The organism is Vibrio aerogenes, from assembly GCF_024346755.1.
In the GTDB taxonomy this organism is placed as follows: domain Bacteria; phylum Pseudomonadota; class Gammaproteobacteria; order Enterobacterales; family Vibrionaceae; genus Vibrio; species Vibrio aerogenes.
Genome location: NZ_AP024861.1, coordinates 2,765,216 through 2,781,624 on the forward strand (window position 1 = coordinate 2,765,216; position 16,409 = coordinate 2,781,624).

A 16,409-nucleotide genomic window follows, 5' to 3' on the forward strand; every position below is an offset into this window, starting at 1 on the left:
ATAGTTTTAAGGAATGGTTTTCAGGCGAACTGGCCATGATCAGATCAAGGCACATACTTATCCTCTCCCGGTGTTTCCTGAAACAGACGTTTATACTCCCGGTGAAACTGAGAAGCACTGCTGTAACCCACCATCCGGGCTGCCTCATTGACTTTTCGGCCGTCGAGATGAATTAATTCCCTGGCGCGGCTGAGCCTGACTTTCTTGATATACTGCACCGGCGATTCCAGCGTGACACTGCGAAATGCATTGTAAAACGCAGACACACTCATATTTGCTTCGCTGGCTAAATCGTTCACACTTAAATGCTGGCTGTAATCCCGGTGAACCCGGTTCAGCACCGCAGCGACCCGTGAGTAATATCCCTCTTTATGTGCCAGTTCAAACAATACCCGGCCCTCATCGTTAATTAACACCCGGTAAATCAGCTCTTCCAGAATAGATTGACCAATCACTTTTGTATCCAGTTCATCACACAAGGCTTTGACCAGCCGGATACAGGTCTCTTCCATCACCGCGTTCATCGCCACAGAGCGGATACCACAGGTTTCTTTACAAGCTTTCTGCCCGGCACGATAACCGGCAGATTCGATCCGGTGAACCAGTTTTTGCAGCACTCCCGGAGCAATGCGGATCGAAATACCTAAAATCGGCTTTCCCGGTTCAGCAATCGCTTCACATTCCAGAGGCAAAGGCACACCAACCACCAGATAATCATTCGGGCCATACAACACCTGATTTTGATTGAGATGTATACGTTTCTTCCCCTGCGCTAAAATCAGAATCCCGGACTGATACAACATCGGCTGCCTTGGGTTACCGGACTGGCTCCGGAAAAACCAAACACCGGAAATGGCGGTCTCCACCGCACCATCCAAATCCTGAAGATCCTGCTGAGCCACATATTGGTTTAACCACTGTATTAACGACATATCACCTCACAGAAAAATAGAATCAGGCACTATTTATAGAGAAATTGCTCTATATTAAGGGAAGCTTCAGTACTAATATGCACATCACACAGAAGCAAATCAAGTCAGAGAGAGGGAATACAATGCAATTTACTTATTCAAATCCGACCACTATTTTCTTTGGTCAGGGACAAATTGCTGCAATAAAAAATGCCATTCCGGCTGATAAAAAAGTCCTGATGATTTATGGCGGTGGCTCAATTAAGAAAAATGGGGTTTATGAGCAGACAAAAACGGCTCTGGACGCACACACATGGCTCGAATTCTCCGGTGTCGAACCGAATCCGACCAAAGAAACACTGGATAAAGCAGTCGCTATCGTGAAAGCTGAAAATATCGACTTTATCCTTGCTGTCGGCGGTGGCTCCGTGATTGATGGCTCTAAATATGTTGCAGCCGCCGCAAAATATGACGGTGATGGCTGGGATATTATGACCAGAAAACACACAGTGACAGATGCCGTGCCTCTTGGTGCGGTGCTGACCCTGCCAGCAACCGGTTCTGAGTCAAATTCAGGCGCCGTCATCACCAAAGCAGAAACTCATGACAAACTGGCCTTTATGACCCCGCATGTTCATCCGCGCTTTGCCGTGATGGACCCGGATGTGATGAAAACCCTGCCGGAACATCAGCTGCTCAATGGCTTAGTTGATGCATGGGTGCATACCTGTGAGCAATATATCACCCGCAATACCAACGCTTATGTTCAGGACGCCTACGCAGAAGGCCTGCTTCGCAGCCTGAAAACGCTGGGTGAACAGTTCGCCAGCCGGGACAATGACGAATGGCGCGCGAACCTGATGTGGTCAGCAAATCAGGCGCTCAACGGCCTGATTGGTGTCGGTGTGCCACAAGACTGGGCGACGCATATGCTGGGTCATGAATTCACCGCTTTATGGGGTGTGGCTCATGCCCGTTCACTGGCAATCGTTCAGCCATCACTGCTGAGAAACCAGATTGAAGCCAAGCGTGAAAAACTGGAACAGATGGGCAAAAACGTATTTTTCCTTGGGGAAAACGCCACTGCTGAAGCCACCATTGATGCGATTGAAGCGTTTTATCATCAGCTGGGTGTTGAGACTCACTTCAGTGAATATGAAAACACCAAAGCAGACGCTGTCAGTGCCGTTGTGAAGCAACTGGACAAACATGGCATGACAGCACTGGGTGAAAACGGCGCGATTACGCTGGAAGCATCTGAAAAGATTCTTGAGAGTGCGATTCAGTAACCCTTCATCTCCGGCCCAACACCCACGCGCCTGCGTGGGTGTAAGCTATTTTGTGCCGGAGCTTGCCCAATGACAGATTTTTCAATCCGGATGGGTGTTTTTCTTGGCGCTTTTCTCCTGTTGCTCTGGTGGCAAAAGCAAAAGCCATACAGAAAGCATTCCCCCTCACATAGCCGGATATGGCACAATTTGCTGCTGTTTATCTCTGGCGCTGGTGTCGTCCGGCTGCTTCAGCCCCTGTTTCTTGCAGTGATCAGCTTTCATTCAGAACAGGGTTTATTACAGATGACCTGGCTGCCTGATGTAGTGGTTATCACCCTCAGTCTGGTCATCCTTGATGGTGTCATTTACTGGCAACACCGACTGTTTCATACCCTGCCATGGCTATGGCGGCTACACCGTGTTCACCACTCCGATCCGGCGCTGGACACGACATCAGCCCTGCGCTTTCATCCGGTTGAGATTTTACTGTCCCTGACGGTGAAATCGACAGTGATTTTGCTGTGCGGTATACCGTTTGAAGCCGTTCTGCTGTTTGATATTCTCCTCAATACCAGTGCTATGTTTAATCACACCAATGTCCGGATTCCGGAACCATTTGAAAGTACACTGCGTCTGATCATCGTTACACCCGACTATCACCGGATTCATCATTCACGTACCACCACAGAAGCAAACAGTAATTACGGATTCTGTTTGAGTCTCTGGGATCGGCTCTTTGGCAGTTATACCCGCCAGCCACATTCAGGGGATGCAGCGCTGACCATCGGGCTGCCGGGAACCCGGCGTTATATGCCCGCCGGTATAGTGACATTACTGACCATGCCTTTCTGGTCAAAGCGCAAAGAAAAACGAGAATTCGGTTCATCGTGAGCATGATCATTGGCTGATACCTATCGATTAGCTGATACCTATCGATTGGCTGATGCCTATCGCACCCATAGAAAATAACGCCTTTCATGAATGGTAATAATTCTCAATAATATTTCCATACAGACAGAACACAGTTCACGGGGAAAGCACGATGATCAAGACCATGACTTTTGCAGCGATTCACTTTTCTATTGCCACTTTAGTTGCATTTGCGCTGACAGGCGATTTTTTACTGGGCAGCTTAATTGCCATGATTGAACCTTCAATCAATACAGGGGCCTTTTACGCGCACGAAAAAATCTGGCAAAACATCCCGTTTCTGAAACGTCATGAAGCAAAGACACAAGTGAAAACCGCCAGTTTTGCCATGATTCATTTCAGCGTAGCATTCACTGTGACTTACCTGCTGACCGGCGATGCATTCATTGGGGGACTGATGGCAACGATTGAACCCGCGATTAACTCTGTTGCTTATTTCTTCCACGAAAAAGTATGGCTAAGAAAAACCAAAGAGACCGGCAATTTAGCTTACGCATAATCCAGCTCAAGTTAGTTTTCTCCCGGACATTTTAGTTTTCTCCCCTCACACAAAGCAGGCACCAGCCTGCTTTTTCATTTTCTTTAACCACAATCTGCCGGCGGCAAAATATAAATATCACCGGTTTCTGCATACTGCTCTGCACTGCTCTTTTGCCACCATGTGCGCCATTCAGGACTTAATAACGAAGCATCGTTAATCAGCGCCCCCGGTGCGAGTGATGTCAGATTAGTCACGATCGATTTCAGCTCACCATTCCCGGCACACTGTTTGAGCATATGCGGCTTCAGCTGACACGGTGAATTCAGCCCCATGCTGCCCACCAGCTCATAAAAACTTTCCAGCGTGTTGTGGTGGAAGTTTTTCACCCGTTCGCTCTTTTTCTCCACATCAACCGCTTTCGAACGGGTTGGATCCTGTGTGGCAATGCCCGTCGGACAGTTGTTGGTATTACAGTGACGCGACTGAATACACCCCAGAGCAAACATCATGGTTCGTGCAGCATTCACTGTATCTGCACCCATGGCGATTTTGGACAATAATTCAAAACTTGATGCGGTTTTGCCCGAAGCAATGATCCGCACCTGGTCACGCAGGCCAATACCGGTCAGCGCATTATGAACAAAAGCCACGCCTTCCAGACACAGCATTCCCAGCCGGTTACTGAATTCGACCGGCGCGGCACCGGTGCCGCCTTCTGCGCCATCAACTGTAATAAAATCTGGCGTGATACCGGTTTGCAGCATGGCCTTACAAATTCCCAAAAACTCGACCGGATTGCCAAGACAAAGTTTGAAGCCGACCGGCTTGCCGCCACTCAGCTCACGCAACTTTTGTACAAATGACAGCAGAGCCAGCGGCGTGGTGCATTCAGGATTGACAGCCGGGGAGACGCAGTCCCTGTCCATTGGCACCTGACGGATTTGGGCGATTTCCTGAGTAATTTTTGACTTGGGCAGCACACCGCCATGGCCCGGTTTGGCCCCCTGGCTGAGTTTAATCTCAATCATTTTGATCTGCTCCCGGCCTGCCGTTGCCTGAAACGCGGCTTCATCAAAGTTGCCATCCTGATCGCGGCAGCCAAATAAGCCCGAGCCTATCTGCCAGACTAAATCACCACCATGCTTCACATGATATGGGCTGACTCCTCCTTCACCGGTATTATGAAAACAACCTGCTTTTTTTGCGCCGAGATTGAGCGCTTCAATCGCATTCTGACTCAGCGCACCAAAACTCATCGCTGAGATATTCAGATAAGATGCCTCGTAAGGCTGCCGGCAATCCGGACCACCAATGCTAACCCGTTTCTCTGTTGCCTGTACTTTTTGGGGAGCCAGTGAATGCCACAGGCTCAGATAATTTTCTTCCAGCAGATTACGTTGTGTGCCGAAAGCAATAGTATCGCGGACATTCTTCGCCCGCTGATACACCAAAGAGCGCTGTTCACGGTTAAATGGTCGCTCTTCGGTATCGCTGGCAATGAAGTATTGCTGAATTTCAACCCGGAATGACTCAAGAAAATAGCGAAGATAAGCCACCACAGGATAAAGACGGTTCAGGCTGTGATGGCCAAAAAAGAGATCATAAAATCCAACCAGTGTATACGTCAGTGTGATACACGCCAGTGTCAGGGCAAACAGGCTGTCAGTCAGAAAATAAAGGGAAAAGAAAACCAGGTTTCCCAGCGTTGCAATGAGCCAGTAAACCTTTTGCATGATGGTCATAGCATGTCCTTTCAGTCATTCGGGCAAGTGAGAATCATTCGTGTAACACGCCGGTAAAAAGACAAACCGGCATTTTGCAAAGTGTGACCGAACGATCGTTAAAAGTCTATGACATAAAAGTGAATGGAATGTTCCAAAGGGTTGAATAAACAGGTCTCGGATACGCCGGAAAAAACCGACGTGATATTACCTGTTCTGCTCAATCTCTGTTCTGCCCAATCCCTGTTCTGCCCAATCCCTGTTCTGCCAATCAATCAGACAGAGCTAAATCAATGAACTTGCGAACCGTTTGCGGCACAAACTGTTGAGAAGGCCAGACAAAGTAAACACTAAAAGTGTCACTGACCAGTTCAGGCAGGACACGCACCAGTGTCGGGCTCATTCCGGCATTCTGACCAATAAAGTCGGGTAAAAAGCCAATACCAGCCCCGCTTTCAATAAATTTCCGGCAATTTTGCACATCATCCGTGATCACCGCCCCGGACAAACGAATATCAACCGCTCTTCCGGACGGATGATAGAGTGTCAGGTCTCTGCCGACAGGCAACAGCTGAATCATCTGGTGATCCGCAAGGTCGTCTTCATGGTCTGGTGTACCATACTTTTCCAGATAAGCTGACGAAGCCCATAAGCCGACTCTGGAATCTATATATTTCCGGGCAATCATTGCTGAATCAGACAATGGACCAATCCGCACTGCCAGATCAACATTCTCACCAATCAGGTCAACCTGCCGGTTGGTGACCATCAGCTCAATCTGCACGGCCGTATAGGTTTGTGTATACGTATGGATCAAAGGTACCAGCAGTGAATCAGCAATATCCGCAGGCGCAGTAATCACCAGTTTACCGGACGGTTGCTGTGTGATCGACGATAACTCCTGCTCGGCAGAAGCCACTTCAGACAGTGCCCGTACACAATGTTCATAGTAACGACGGCCCGCGGCTGTCACGCTCAGCTGACGGGTGGTTCGCTGAATCAGCGTGACGCCCAGCCGCTGTTCGAGACGCGCAATTCTGGCACTGACCGTCGAGGTGGGCATCCCCAGCCGGGCTGCCGCCCGTGTAAAGCTTTGTGCATCGACAACTTCGACAAACACATCAATATGTTCCAGGTTCACAGCCATTCTCTCCGTTTATTATCCATAAATCAGGATAGTTAATTCAGTTTTTACAGTCTAGTGAATAAATCACTTTTGCCGTAGGATTACCCTCATCAACTGACTGGTATCGCCGTTTTGCTATCGCAACCGGCATCAATGAAAACCATCAGCAAGAATGAACGCATCAGCGAACAAACACTTTATATTCTGCGAAGCATTTCAGGAGGCGAGCATGAAAAAATTTCCGACTTACTTTATCTCACACGGTGGCGGCCCATGGCCCTGGATTCCTGATATGCGCGCGGCTTTTTCGAATCTGGAAACGTCCTTAAAAGAGATGGTTGCAGCGTGGGACACACCACCCAAAGCGATTTTGATGATTTCCGGTCACTGGGAAGAAAAAAGTGTTGCGATCATGGCTTCTCCAAAGCCCCCGATGGTTTATGACTATTACGGTTTCCCGGCTGAGACTTATCAAATCAGTTATCCGGCACCCGGTGCGCCCGAACTGGCAGAAAAGACACTGTCACTACTGACCGAAGCAGGTATTCCGGCTCATCTGGATCACAAACGGGGATTTGACCACGGCACATTTGCCCCGCTGGCGGTGATGTATCCTGAAGCCAATATTCCGGTATTTCAGATCTCACTGATGAAATCTTATGATCCGGCAATCCATATGGCGATCGGTCGTGCACTGGCATCACTGAGAGAAGAAGGTGTGGCGATCATCGGCTCCGGACTGAGTTATCACAACCTGAGACTATTCGGACCACAGGCAAAAGAGCCTTCAACTGTATTCGACCACTGGCTGAATGACACACTGACTCAGGCACCAGAAAGCCGGACACCTTCCGTCATCGACTGGACCAGCGCGCCTTACGCCCGGATTTGTCATCAGCATGAAGATCATCTGATGCCTCTGTTCGTCGCACTGGGTGCTGCTGAGGAAGATACGGCGACCCGGATTTATCATGATGAAGGATTATTCGGCGGAGTGACGGCTTCGAGCTACCAGTTTGGGTCATAGTACGATGAAAGCGCGTTGTTAACTTAACCGTCCCGGATTTGATAAATCCGGGACGGATTGTTTCTTACCTGCAAACGAGCCACTTTATCGGTTTGTCATCCTTCCCTGACATCAAAATTTCACTTTTTTATGTGGTAACCCGCATAACAAACGTCCGGGCTTTACTGAGACCCAAATACCGGTTTACCGGGCTTTATTCACTGGATACGATAACCCGGAGTAAATGAGATTACAGGTTGCAAAAAGCAACAAATTGTCGCATTGTTTGATTATAAGGTCATGAAATATGAAAAAGGTGAACTCTTATGGCAACCAGTGTCCGGCTGGATGATGCATTCGTCAAACATGTCAAAATCCATGCTGAAGCAGAAAGCCGCTCTGTCCCCAAACAGATAGAGTATTGGGCAAAAATCGGACAGATTATGATTGATAATCCTGACTTACCTTACGAGTTTGTCCGGGAAGCGCTGCTGGCTTCTGAGGAAGTGAAATCAGGAAACATGACGCGTTATGAGCGAAAAACAAAAAGAAAATAAACTCTCCGTCTATCAAACAAACCGCTTTGAAAAACAACTGAAAAGGCTTTCTGAAACACAACTTCAGCGGATTGAAGATGAAATTGATTTAATCATTGAAAACCCCAAACTGGGGACACGCAAGAAAGGAGATTTATCTCATCTTTGGGTACATAAATTTAATTTGGAAAGAAAACAGATACTTTTGGGGTATTCATGGGTTGAAGACCGCCTTGAGCTCTATCTGCTGAACATCGGACCGCACGAAAATTATTACGAAACCATGAAAAAAAGTCGCAGGCTGGATCTGAAGACGATTGGATAGATAATTCAGTTCCGGATTTGATAAATCCGGGAGAATAACCCTTCATCCGTTGGATAAAAATCCATCTTCACTACTTTACAAACCGGTCATCATAAACAATATTTTAATATAAAATATGTTGAATATTAAGTTTCAGAACATTCTCTGATTCCCCCGGGTAAATACATGGAGCATGAAATATCTGATGTCGTCGCACCAGATGTGCGCTTTCGATCTTCTGAGTACCAGCTACTCGAAAAAATTGGTGAAGGCGGTTTCGGACAAGTTTTTAAAGCCATTCATAACCGTACCCGGAAAAACGTCGCCATCAAATTTCTGACGTTCAATTCAAAAGAACCGGCAGAAAAGCGACAACGGAATATTGCCCGCTTTCACCGCGAGTGTGACCTGATTCGCCGCCTGAATCATCCCAACATTGTCTCGTTGATTGATAAAGGTCAGCAAGGCAGCGATCTGCTCTACGCGGTTTATGAATTTGTCGATGGCGTCACCCTGAAAGACTACCTTGCCAGCCACGGTCCGATACCGCCAACCGAAGCGGCTGAAATCATGGCCTGTGTACTGGATGCGCTGGCACACGCCCATGAGCAGGGGGTGATTCACCGGGATATCAAACCGGCCAATATCATGCTCTATCACGTGGGTGCCAAACGCCACGTCAAAGTGCTGGATTTCGGAATCGGCACGTTCAGGCTTGACGCCCGGCAAGAAAATTATCAAACCCTGACCCTGACACAGGAAACGCTTGGCACGCCCACCTATAGTGCCCCGGAACAACTACGGGGAGAACCGGCCCTGCCCCAGACCGATCTCTATATCTGGGGACTGGTGTTTCTGGAATGCTTAACCGGCGTCCCCACGATTCAGGGCCGGAGTGTCGCCGCGGTGTTTCATCAACAGTTAAGTACCGCAAATGTACCACTGGGGCCACTGGCCGGTCATCACTCTGCGCTGTTCTTCCGGCGTATTCTCAATAAAAAACCACTGGAGCGCCCCGGTAATACGGTGGAAGTCTATCAGGAGTTTTGTCAGCTTCATTTCGCAGATTTAGAGCCCGGCCATACGGTTTCGCGCCCTGCAGACATCAGCCAGGAGATGACGGAGATCAACCCGGTTCAGCGATCCTATTCTCAGCTCACAGAAAGAAAACAGATCGCCGTGCTGAGTATCATTTTAACCCATCACCGGATTAAATCGCCTGAAGTCAGTGACTTATCACCAGCCTCACTGGACATTCCGGACATGATGCATACCGATCAAATGCATCAGTGTATTGATATTGCCGTCCGTTACGGCGCCACCCATGTTGGCACATTAGGTGATACCCTGCTGTTTTACTTTGGTTATCCGGTTGCAGGAGACAATGACAGCCGGCTTTGTGCCCGTGCAGCTCTGGATTTGCTATCAAACCTGAATGCAAAGCAGGCGCAGCTCTCGGCCCGGCATGGTCTGATCTGTGAGATCAAAAGCGGACTTCATACCGGCATGATGTGCAGTATTGATGGCGGATTACCTGAAGGTCATGTGGCCAGCCATGCGATGCATCTCGCCCGTAGCGCCGCACCCGGCAAGATTGTGTGTTCAAAACAGATACAGGTGTTACTGGAAAACCAGCTGATTTTTGAACCACTCTCTGCCAGCCCCGCGCCAGAAACTTCGCCTCTGTATTTATTACAGGGAGAGCAGCTATCGGAAGCGTTTGGTTTTCTGCGCAGCACCCACAGACACCGGGCTTTCTTTGGCCGGGAAACGCTCCTCAGCCAGCTGATCGCATCTGTTGAGGCCGTTGACCAGCCGTGTACTACCCAACAGCGGCTTATCCATCTTCGTGGTGAAGCCGGGATTGGTAAATCCCGGTTGCTGTCTGAACTCAACGAAAGACGACCTGACCAGACACAACTGATCCTGCAATGCCTGCCTGAATATCAAAATAATTCACTGTATCCGGTACTGAACCTGCTGATCTTTCGTTATCAGCTGGATAGCCCGGATGGTTACCAACGGCTGTGCCGGGCGATCGAAACATTGCCCTTCGAACCTGACAGCAAACGTCAGAGTCTGGCGGTGCTCTGGATCTGGTGTCATCCGCAATCGCACGCTTTAGCCGCAATCAGCCTCACCGATGAAAAGCAGCATCGTCAGCAACTGGCTTCTATGCCACTCCAGCAACAGCGGGCATGTTTATTTTTGTCTCTCGGTCATCTTTTGTGTCCGTCAACGCGCCGGTCCTCTTCTTCCGGACAGCAACACTGCCTGTTTATCTGTGAAGATTTACACTGGGCAGACCCAGCCACAATTGCATTTATCCGGGATTTCACAGAATCAGCCCCCTTTATTGAAGGACATTGTTGCTGGATCAACACCTCCAGAGAAACGATACCGCCCGTATTAGACGGTCAGTCAACCACGACACTGACACTGGACAAACTCAGCCATCAGGAATGCCGGCATTTTATTGATTACCTGTTTGACGGTCAGCCGGTCAGTGACAAAGTAATTGCGTTGCTTATCGGACGCAGCGACGGCAACCCATTGTTTTTAGAAGAACTCATCAGTTACATCCGTCACCGGGAGCTGGTTCGTCAGGTCAATGGCCGGATTGAATTTGTTGTGAATGATCCGGGCATTCATGTACCGGAAACCTTAAGGGAATCATTACAATATCAACTCGATCAGCTGACCTTTGCCAAAGATACCGCATTACTGGGCGCTGCGATTGGCCGCTCTTTCAGTAAATCCCTGCTCTTTTGCGCTTCCGGTAAAGAAAAAACCCAGATTCAGGCTGATCTGGACGAACTGCAACGGGCAGAACTGATCTTGATTCAGCGCAACGTGGACGACAATCAGTACGTATTTCAGCATGCATTAATCCGGGATGCGATTTATGAAAGTGCGCCCCGTCATCAGGCGGTTCACCGGCAAATTGCCCGGGCACTTGAATCGATGGCAACTGACGCCACAATGGCGCCGCAGGCCGCGCTGCTGGCGCACCATTGGGCGCTCACTGAAACACCGGAGCAGGCCATTCCCTATTATCTTCAGGCGGGAGAAGTCTCTTCCGGCGCTTTTGCTGTCGATGACGCAATTCATTATTTCAGTCAGGCTCTGGCGCTGATACAGACGATAAATAAGGCCGACCCCCAAACAGAAACCGCCGGTAAAAGCGCGTGTTTCAGCCAGCAACCGTTTGTCAGTAAGCAACCATGTATCAGCAAGCAAAAATGCAGCGCCGATACCGGACTGGCGGACAACTACATCAAACTGGGCCGCCATGAACAGGCAAGGCAACATTACCGGTCCGCGATTCAGGAAGCAGAAAAGTATGACCCGCTGACCTGTGCGAAACTCTGTATCAAATACGGCAAGTCGTGGGAAACACTGCACGATCATACTCAGGCACTGGCAGCACATGATCAGGCTGAGCAGCAGCTCAACCGCCAGACACAACATGGCCGGGAATGGTGGCAGGTCTGGCTTCATCTTCAGGTTGCCCGGCTGGATGTCTATTACTGGCGAAATGATGTTGCAGCAATGCGGCGGCTGACGGAGGTCATAGCGCCGGAAATCGAACACATCAATGACCCCCTGTCCAAAGCCTTTTTTTATGATGCGCAGTTGCAGCTTCAGTTCAGACAAACCCGTTACAAAATGACAGAGGATGATGTTGAGATCGCGCAGAAGGCTTATCAAACCTCGCTCGAAACCAGCCATAACGGGCAACAGATCCACAGTCTGTTCAGCCTCGGCGTCTGTTGCCTGTTCAGTCAGCACTATGATGAAGCCGATATCTATCTCCATCAGGCATTAACGCGGGCGAATAAAGAATCAGATGCCACTCAAAAAACCCGCTGTCTGTCCTATCTGGCATTGCTGTGCCGGATAAACGGCAACTGCGAAGCCACCAGAGATTTTGCCACTCAGGCGCTGACCTGTGCAGAAAAGTCTGACATGCAGGATTATATCGCGCTGGCCAGTGCCAATCTGGCATGGGTCGCTTACAAACACCAGGCGTATTCACAGGCCCGGACACTGCTGCAAACCAGCCATCACATCTGGCAGGCTTTATCCGGTGAATTCCCGTTCCCGCTGCAATGGGTCGCGCTGCTGGTTGAACTGGATCTGCTGATGATTTCAGGCGATCCCGCTACGGCGCCCCCGGAATCACGTGTTGATGAAATCGTGGCGATGCTGACCGATGTCAGTCAGCACGACTTACCCGATCTCATCATCGCACCACTGAAAACTGCCCTCAGGCAAACACAACACTCCCCGCATAACGCTCCGTTCGTTCATCAGGCCTTAGATGGGGCAAAAAAGCTGGGTTATCTTTAATAGTTAAGGAAAAATCATGAAAGTAACCAGTTCAGATTACGAACCCTATGTAGGTCCAGACGGCCATTTAACCGAGCGTTCACAGGAGTTATTCATCATTCGCAAGAATGGTCAGGGTGCGGTTTTACTCAGATATAATGATTATGTCAACAAAGAGCAAGTTCATGATCGAAAGTACGGAAAAGAGGATAAGCAAGTTTCAACAACAGAAGGAAACAATGAATCTGGCGCTCAACTGATCGAATGGTGCTACAACGAGTCCAACCATCACTTTTTCTTTGAAACAGAGTTACAACTTCATCCGATAAATCTGACCGGCCCGGCCCTGACAAAAGTCACTCAGTGGAATCTGGACAATGCCATTTACCCGGAAGGGGTTTCCCCGCAAGCGCTGAATCTCCAGCCCGGATACCTGCTTGACCTGCGTATCCTGCAGATGAACCGGATTCTCCTGCCCACACAGGAACAGGAGACAAAGCAACAGGAAACGGACGATCATTATCTCGATACACCGATTGAAATAATAGAGCTGAGTGAAAAAGAGAAAGGAAGAGGATTCCGGTATGGTATCTCATTTCCACCTGCCGATATTAAGCCGCAGCTGACGGATACTCATATCAATGAAAATCTGTACATTGTGTCGTTTGCCAATCCGCTGAAAGGCCGGGAAGCACATAAGTTTTACCCATATCACATCCACTATGTCAGCGCCGAACAGCTTGATAAACCGGATGTGATTGACTTTGAAGAAGACCAAGAGACCGATCTGAATACCTTACTTCCGTCCCTTTCAAAAGAGAAAAAGCACTGGACTAAAGACGAGGTCATCATTAATACCAAAAGAGTCGCAGCGCAAACACTCGCCCGTTATTACCGGGATGCCGGTGTTCAGACGGGTGCAATCAATCCGCTGGATGTCAAAGGAGAGAAAACGCCAGACTCTGATTCTGGTTTGAAATCATACATATCCCTGGTTGACACGACCGGTGACTCTGACATTGACAGAAGCCGCAATGGCACCATCTGTATGATTGCGAATTTGCATAGCTTCCTGAAATAAAGGGAACCTGATGACACGCAAAACCTACCAGCGGGGAACCCACCGGGCCTGTTCCCCGCAGGCAACCTATGAAAAAATCGCCCCATGGCTTCTGGATATGGGCATTACCCGTGTCGCCAATATCACTGGCCTTGACCGGATTGGCGTGCCTGTAGTGACGGTCTGCCGGCCGGATTCCTGTGCTATTTCCGTGGCGCAGGGCAAAGGGCTGGACCTGATTTCTGCCAAAGTGTCCGGCATCATGGAGGCCATCGAAAGCTATCACGGTGAACATATTGACCTGCCATTAAGACGGGCCAGCTATCATGAGTTGCGCCAGAAACAGGCGGTGGTTGATGTGGATACGCTGCCAAAACTCGCCTTCAGTCAGTTCAGTGAGCACGCCCGGATACTCTGGGTGGAAGGTCAGGATCTGCAAACCAGCCAGCCGTTGTATGTCCCCTATGAAATCGTCCATTGTGATTACACGCTCCCCCTGCCCACCGGCAGTGGCGCACTGGTGATGAGCACCAATGGACTGGCTTCCGGCAATACGGTTGAAGAAGCCATTGTCCACGGTTTATGTGAAGTGATTGAGCGCGATGCGCTCACCCTCTGGGCGATTGAACAGCAGTGGCTGGCAGACCGGCAGAAAACATCAGCGATGCATACACGCCGGCTGGATCCTGCTTCTGTCGATGATATCGCCTGCCGTCAGGTGCTTGACCAGCTCTTTCAGGCAGAGATGCAGGTACAGGTGTGGGATATTCGCGCGGATACCGGGCTGCCGACCTTCTTCTGCCGCATTGCCCCAGGCGATAGCCGTGACACAAAAAACCATCTCCGGCCCGGTCCGGCCTTTTCGTCTTCGGGCTCCGGCACACATCCCTGCAAAGGCATTGCATTACTGAGAGCCTTAACCGAAGCGGCACAAACCCGGCTCACCATGATATCCGGTTCAAGAGACGACATCGAAGCCAATGATTACCGGCACGGTGAACCCGAATACCTGCCAGATTCCCCCATAGATGGCTGCTGTAGTTTTACGGACATTCCTTCCTGGTCACTCGGCAGCTTTGAGGATGATATCGCCCTGATTCTTGACAAACTCAACCAGATTGGCATCCCGCAGACAGCTGTAATCAATCTGGAAAAAGCACCCTATCATATTCCGGTAGTCAGGGTGGTCGTGCCGGGGCTGGAAGGTATTCATGGCACGCCCGGTTATGTGATGGGCAAACGGGCAATCGCTTACAGAAACACACTGGAAAGCTCCCGGAATCAGGGTCATATGGTCACAGGAGACGAACACCGATGAGTATCATTGTATTTAGCGGTCCAACCCTTTCTCCGCAGGAAGCCAGGCCGATACTTCAGGCGGATTATCGCCCGCCCGCCAAACAGGGTGATATTTATCTCGCCACTCTGGAACGGCCCACCATCATCGTGTTGATTGATGGCTATTTTGAAAGCGTGCCCGCGGTATGGCACAAAGAAATTCTTTATGCCATGTCAGAAGGTATTCATGTTTACGGATGCGCAAGTATGGGCGCGCTGCGGGCAGCTGAGCTGGCACACTTTGGCATGAATGGGTTCGGCTCTGTATTTGAGCTCTATCAGCAGCAGGTGCTGGAAGATGATGATGAAGTGGCGCTGGTGCACGGCCCGGCTGCACTGGGATATCCGGCCGCCTCGGAACCGATGGTCAACATCAGGGCAACACTGAACAATGCGGTCACCCGCGAGGTCATCACCCCGGACACTGCCTCGCAGTTAATCATCCTCCTCAAACAGTTGTGGTATCCGGATCGCAGCTATGCCAGGCTGCTTGCCTGTGCAGAGCCACTGTTAGATCCGCTGGCATGGCAACAACTCAAGCAGCTGACCGAATCAGAGACCATTGATGTGAAAAAGCAGGATGCCCGGCAGTTACTGGCACAATTGGCTCTGATTCCGGATCCCGCTCAGCTCCCGGCCAAACAGGTGACTTATCATTTTTCCCCGACCGATGCCTGGGAAAGGCTAACGGCAGAGCTCAATCACAAGCGAAAAATGCAACAGCATGCGTTCAGTGCAGCAGAACTGTGGCGGGAACTCAAACTTGACGGCTGTTTCTATCAACGCAGACAACAGGCACTCTGTCGCAAATCTACCCTGCGGGCTGCACAACGGTATCACCCGGTGCTGGAAGGATCTCCCAAACAAACGGCATTGCTTGAGCTGGCTTGTCAGCAGTCTGCCTGTTGCGGAGGTGAAGTCGATTTCAACCAGCTCAGCCAGTGGCTGCAAACCCAGCAAATCGGGCTTTCAGAATTCGATACACTGGTCCATCAACAGGCGCTGTTCACCTGGCTGTATCAGATCGATCATCAAATAGAAGAAGAGATGCTCGACATACTTAAACTGGAACAATCTTTTGCAGATTATCACGCCAGAATTCTCAGTAAACAAGAGGCACCAGCGGCCTCACTTTCAGCATTGGGCCTCAATGAGAAGGAGTTATGGCAGTGGTTCTTTACGGTTCGTCATTCACAACATCATCAGCAAACACATCATCAGTATAATCAGGACAGTCCCCAAAATACGAACAGCATCAGTCCCGAACAAAATAACAGGGACAGTCCCGAAAACTGTTGGGCGGCATTTGGCTTTGCTTCTCAGGAAGAGATGAAAGCAGCGGTGCTGCAAGACTATCAGTATCATCACTGCCGGAAATCATGAAATCAAAAAA

The 16,409-nt window shown here is 49.8% G+C and carries 13 protein-coding genes; 10 read left to right on the forward strand and 3 right to left on the reverse strand.

The genetic code is table 11. The annotated features are described in order from the left end of the window. Positions 1 to 44: 44 nt before the first annotated feature. Entirely contained in the window at positions 45 to 932 is an 888-nt protein-coding gene (locus OCV29_RS12240; protein WP_073603181.1) for an AraC family transcriptional regulator, read from the reverse strand. A 122-nt stretch (positions 933 to 1,054) separates the two neighbouring features. On the opposite strand from OCV29_RS12240, the gene OCV29_RS12245 reads away from it, so the two are divergent. The 3 genes from OCV29_RS12245 to OCV29_RS12255 all read left to right on the forward strand — a co-directional run bounded on the left by OCV29_RS12245 (position 1,055) and on the right by OCV29_RS12255 (position 3,611). Next, positions 1,055 to 2,200, forward strand: a complete 1,146-nt coding sequence (locus tag OCV29_RS12245) for an iron-containing alcohol dehydrogenase (protein ID WP_073603180.1) — start codon at positions 1,055 to 1,057, stop codon at positions 2,198 to 2,200. Positions 2,201 to 2,269: 69 nt separating this feature from the next. After that, positions 2,270 to 3,073 (forward strand): sterol desaturase family protein, encoded by an 804-nt coding sequence (locus OCV29_RS12250; protein ID WP_073603179.1) that lies wholly within the window; start codon positions 2,270 to 2,272, stop codon positions 3,071 to 3,073. A gap of 151 nt (positions 3,074 to 3,224) precedes the next feature. After that, complete coding sequence (locus OCV29_RS12255) at positions 3,225 to 3,611, forward strand: DUF2061 domain-containing protein (protein ID WP_073603178.1); 387 nt, start codon at positions 3,225 to 3,227, stop codon at positions 3,609 to 3,611. Between the two features lie 83 nt (positions 3,612 to 3,694). Here OCV29_RS12255 and OCV29_RS12260 read toward each other — a convergent pair whose 3' ends face one another. Together OCV29_RS12260 and OCV29_RS12265 are read right to left on the reverse strand one after the other, a co-directional pair. Then, the gene (locus tag OCV29_RS12260; protein ID WP_261887328.1) at positions 3,695 to 5,335 is read right to left on the reverse strand and encodes an FMN-binding glutamate synthase family protein; all 1,641 of its coding nucleotides are present in this window, start codon (positions 5,333 to 5,335) and stop codon (positions 3,695 to 3,697) included. A gap of 250 nt (positions 5,336 to 5,585) precedes the next feature. After that, the gene (locus OCV29_RS12265) at positions 5,586 to 6,461 is read right to left on the reverse strand and encodes a LysR family transcriptional regulator (RefSeq protein WP_073603176.1); all 876 of its coding nucleotides are present in this window, start codon (positions 6,459 to 6,461) and stop codon (positions 5,586 to 5,588) included. Between the two features lie 208 nt (positions 6,462 to 6,669). On the opposite strand from OCV29_RS12265, the gene OCV29_RS12270 reads away from it, so the two are divergent. The 7 genes from OCV29_RS12270 (at position 6,670) to OCV29_RS12300 (ending at position 16,399) form a co-directional block, all read left to right on the forward strand. Next, a complete protein-coding gene (locus OCV29_RS12270; RefSeq protein ID WP_073603175.1) occupies positions 6,670 to 7,467 on the forward strand; it encodes a DODA-type extradiol aromatic ring-opening family dioxygenase in 798 nt (265 codons plus the stop codon). 305 nt (positions 7,468 to 7,772) lie between these two features. Beyond that, positions 7,773 to 8,003, forward strand: coding sequence for a TA system antitoxin ParD family protein (locus OCV29_RS12275; protein WP_073603174.1), 231 nt, complete (start codon positions 7,773 to 7,775; stop codon positions 8,001 to 8,003). Then, positions 7,978 to 8,307: a type II toxin-antitoxin system RelE/ParE family toxin gene (locus OCV29_RS12280; RefSeq protein ID WP_073603173.1), complete on the forward strand. Its 330-nt coding sequence runs from the start codon at positions 7,978 to 7,980 to the stop codon at positions 8,305 to 8,307. The genes OCV29_RS12275 and OCV29_RS12280 overlap by 26 nt, the downstream gene beginning before the upstream one ends. A gap of 165 nt (positions 8,308 to 8,472) precedes the next feature. Then, complete coding sequence (locus tag OCV29_RS12285; RefSeq protein WP_073603172.1) at positions 8,473 to 12,639, forward strand: protein kinase domain-containing protein; 4,167 nt, start codon at positions 8,473 to 8,475, stop codon at positions 12,637 to 12,639. Positions 12,640 to 12,655: 16 nt separating this feature from the next. After that, complete coding sequence (locus tag OCV29_RS12290; protein ID WP_073603171.1) at positions 12,656 to 13,699, forward strand: hypothetical protein; 1,044 nt, start codon at positions 12,656 to 12,658, stop codon at positions 13,697 to 13,699. A gap of 10 nt (positions 13,700 to 13,709) precedes the next feature. Continuing rightward, the gene (locus OCV29_RS12295; RefSeq protein ID WP_073603170.1) at positions 13,710 to 14,996 is read left to right on the forward strand and encodes a YcaO-like family protein; all 1,287 of its coding nucleotides are present in this window, start codon (positions 13,710 to 13,712) and stop codon (positions 14,994 to 14,996) included. Next, the gene (locus OCV29_RS12300; RefSeq protein ID WP_073603169.1) at positions 14,993 to 16,399 is read left to right on the forward strand and encodes a TfuA-like protein; all 1,407 of its coding nucleotides are present in this window, start codon (positions 14,993 to 14,995) and stop codon (positions 16,397 to 16,399) included. Before OCV29_RS12295 ends, OCV29_RS12300 begins: the two co-directional genes overlap by 4 nt. Positions 16,400 to 16,409: the final 10 nt, after the last annotated feature.

What these genes read in the sequence shown, in the direction of transcription:
- OCV29_RS12240 (WP_073603181.1), bottom strand. Translation starts at nt 932, where the DNA reads ATGTCGTTAATACAGTGGTTAAACCAATATGTGGCTCAGCAGGATCTT.
- OCV29_RS12245 (WP_073603180.1), top strand. Translation starts at nt 1,055, where the DNA reads ATGCAATTTACTTATTCAAATCCGACCACTATTTTCTTTGGTCAGGGA.
- OCV29_RS12250 (WP_073603179.1), top strand. Translation starts at nt 2,270, where the DNA reads ATGACAGATTTTTCAATCCGGATGGGTGTTTTTCTTGGCGCTTTTCTC.
- OCV29_RS12255 (WP_073603178.1), top strand. Translation starts at nt 3,225, where the DNA reads ATGATCAAGACCATGACTTTTGCAGCGATTCACTTTTCTATTGCCACT.
- OCV29_RS12260 (WP_261887328.1), bottom strand. Translation starts at nt 5,335, where the DNA reads ATGACCATCATGCAAAAGGTTTACTGGCTCATTGCAACGCTGGGAAAC.
- OCV29_RS12265 (WP_073603176.1), bottom strand. Translation starts at nt 6,461, where the DNA reads ATGGCTGTGAACCTGGAACATATTGATGTGTTTGTCGAAGTTGTCGAT.
- OCV29_RS12270 (WP_073603175.1), top strand. Translation starts at nt 6,670, where the DNA reads ATGAAAAAATTTCCGACTTACTTTATCTCACACGGTGGCGGCCCATGG.
- OCV29_RS12275 (WP_073603174.1), top strand. Translation starts at nt 7,773, where the DNA reads ATGGCAACCAGTGTCCGGCTGGATGATGCATTCGTCAAACATGTCAAA.
- OCV29_RS12280 (WP_073603173.1), top strand. Translation starts at nt 7,978, where the DNA reads ATGAGCGAAAAACAAAAAGAAAATAAACTCTCCGTCTATCAAACAAAC.
- OCV29_RS12285 (WP_073603172.1), top strand. Translation starts at nt 8,473, where the DNA reads ATGGAGCATGAAATATCTGATGTCGTCGCACCAGATGTGCGCTTTCGA.
- OCV29_RS12290 (WP_073603171.1), top strand. Translation starts at nt 12,656, where the DNA reads ATGAAAGTAACCAGTTCAGATTACGAACCCTATGTAGGTCCAGACGGC.
- OCV29_RS12295 (WP_073603170.1), top strand. Translation starts at nt 13,710, where the DNA reads ATGACACGCAAAACCTACCAGCGGGGAACCCACCGGGCCTGTTCCCCG.
- OCV29_RS12300 (WP_073603169.1), top strand. Translation starts at nt 14,993, where the DNA reads ATGAGTATCATTGTATTTAGCGGTCCAACCCTTTCTCCGCAGGAAGCC.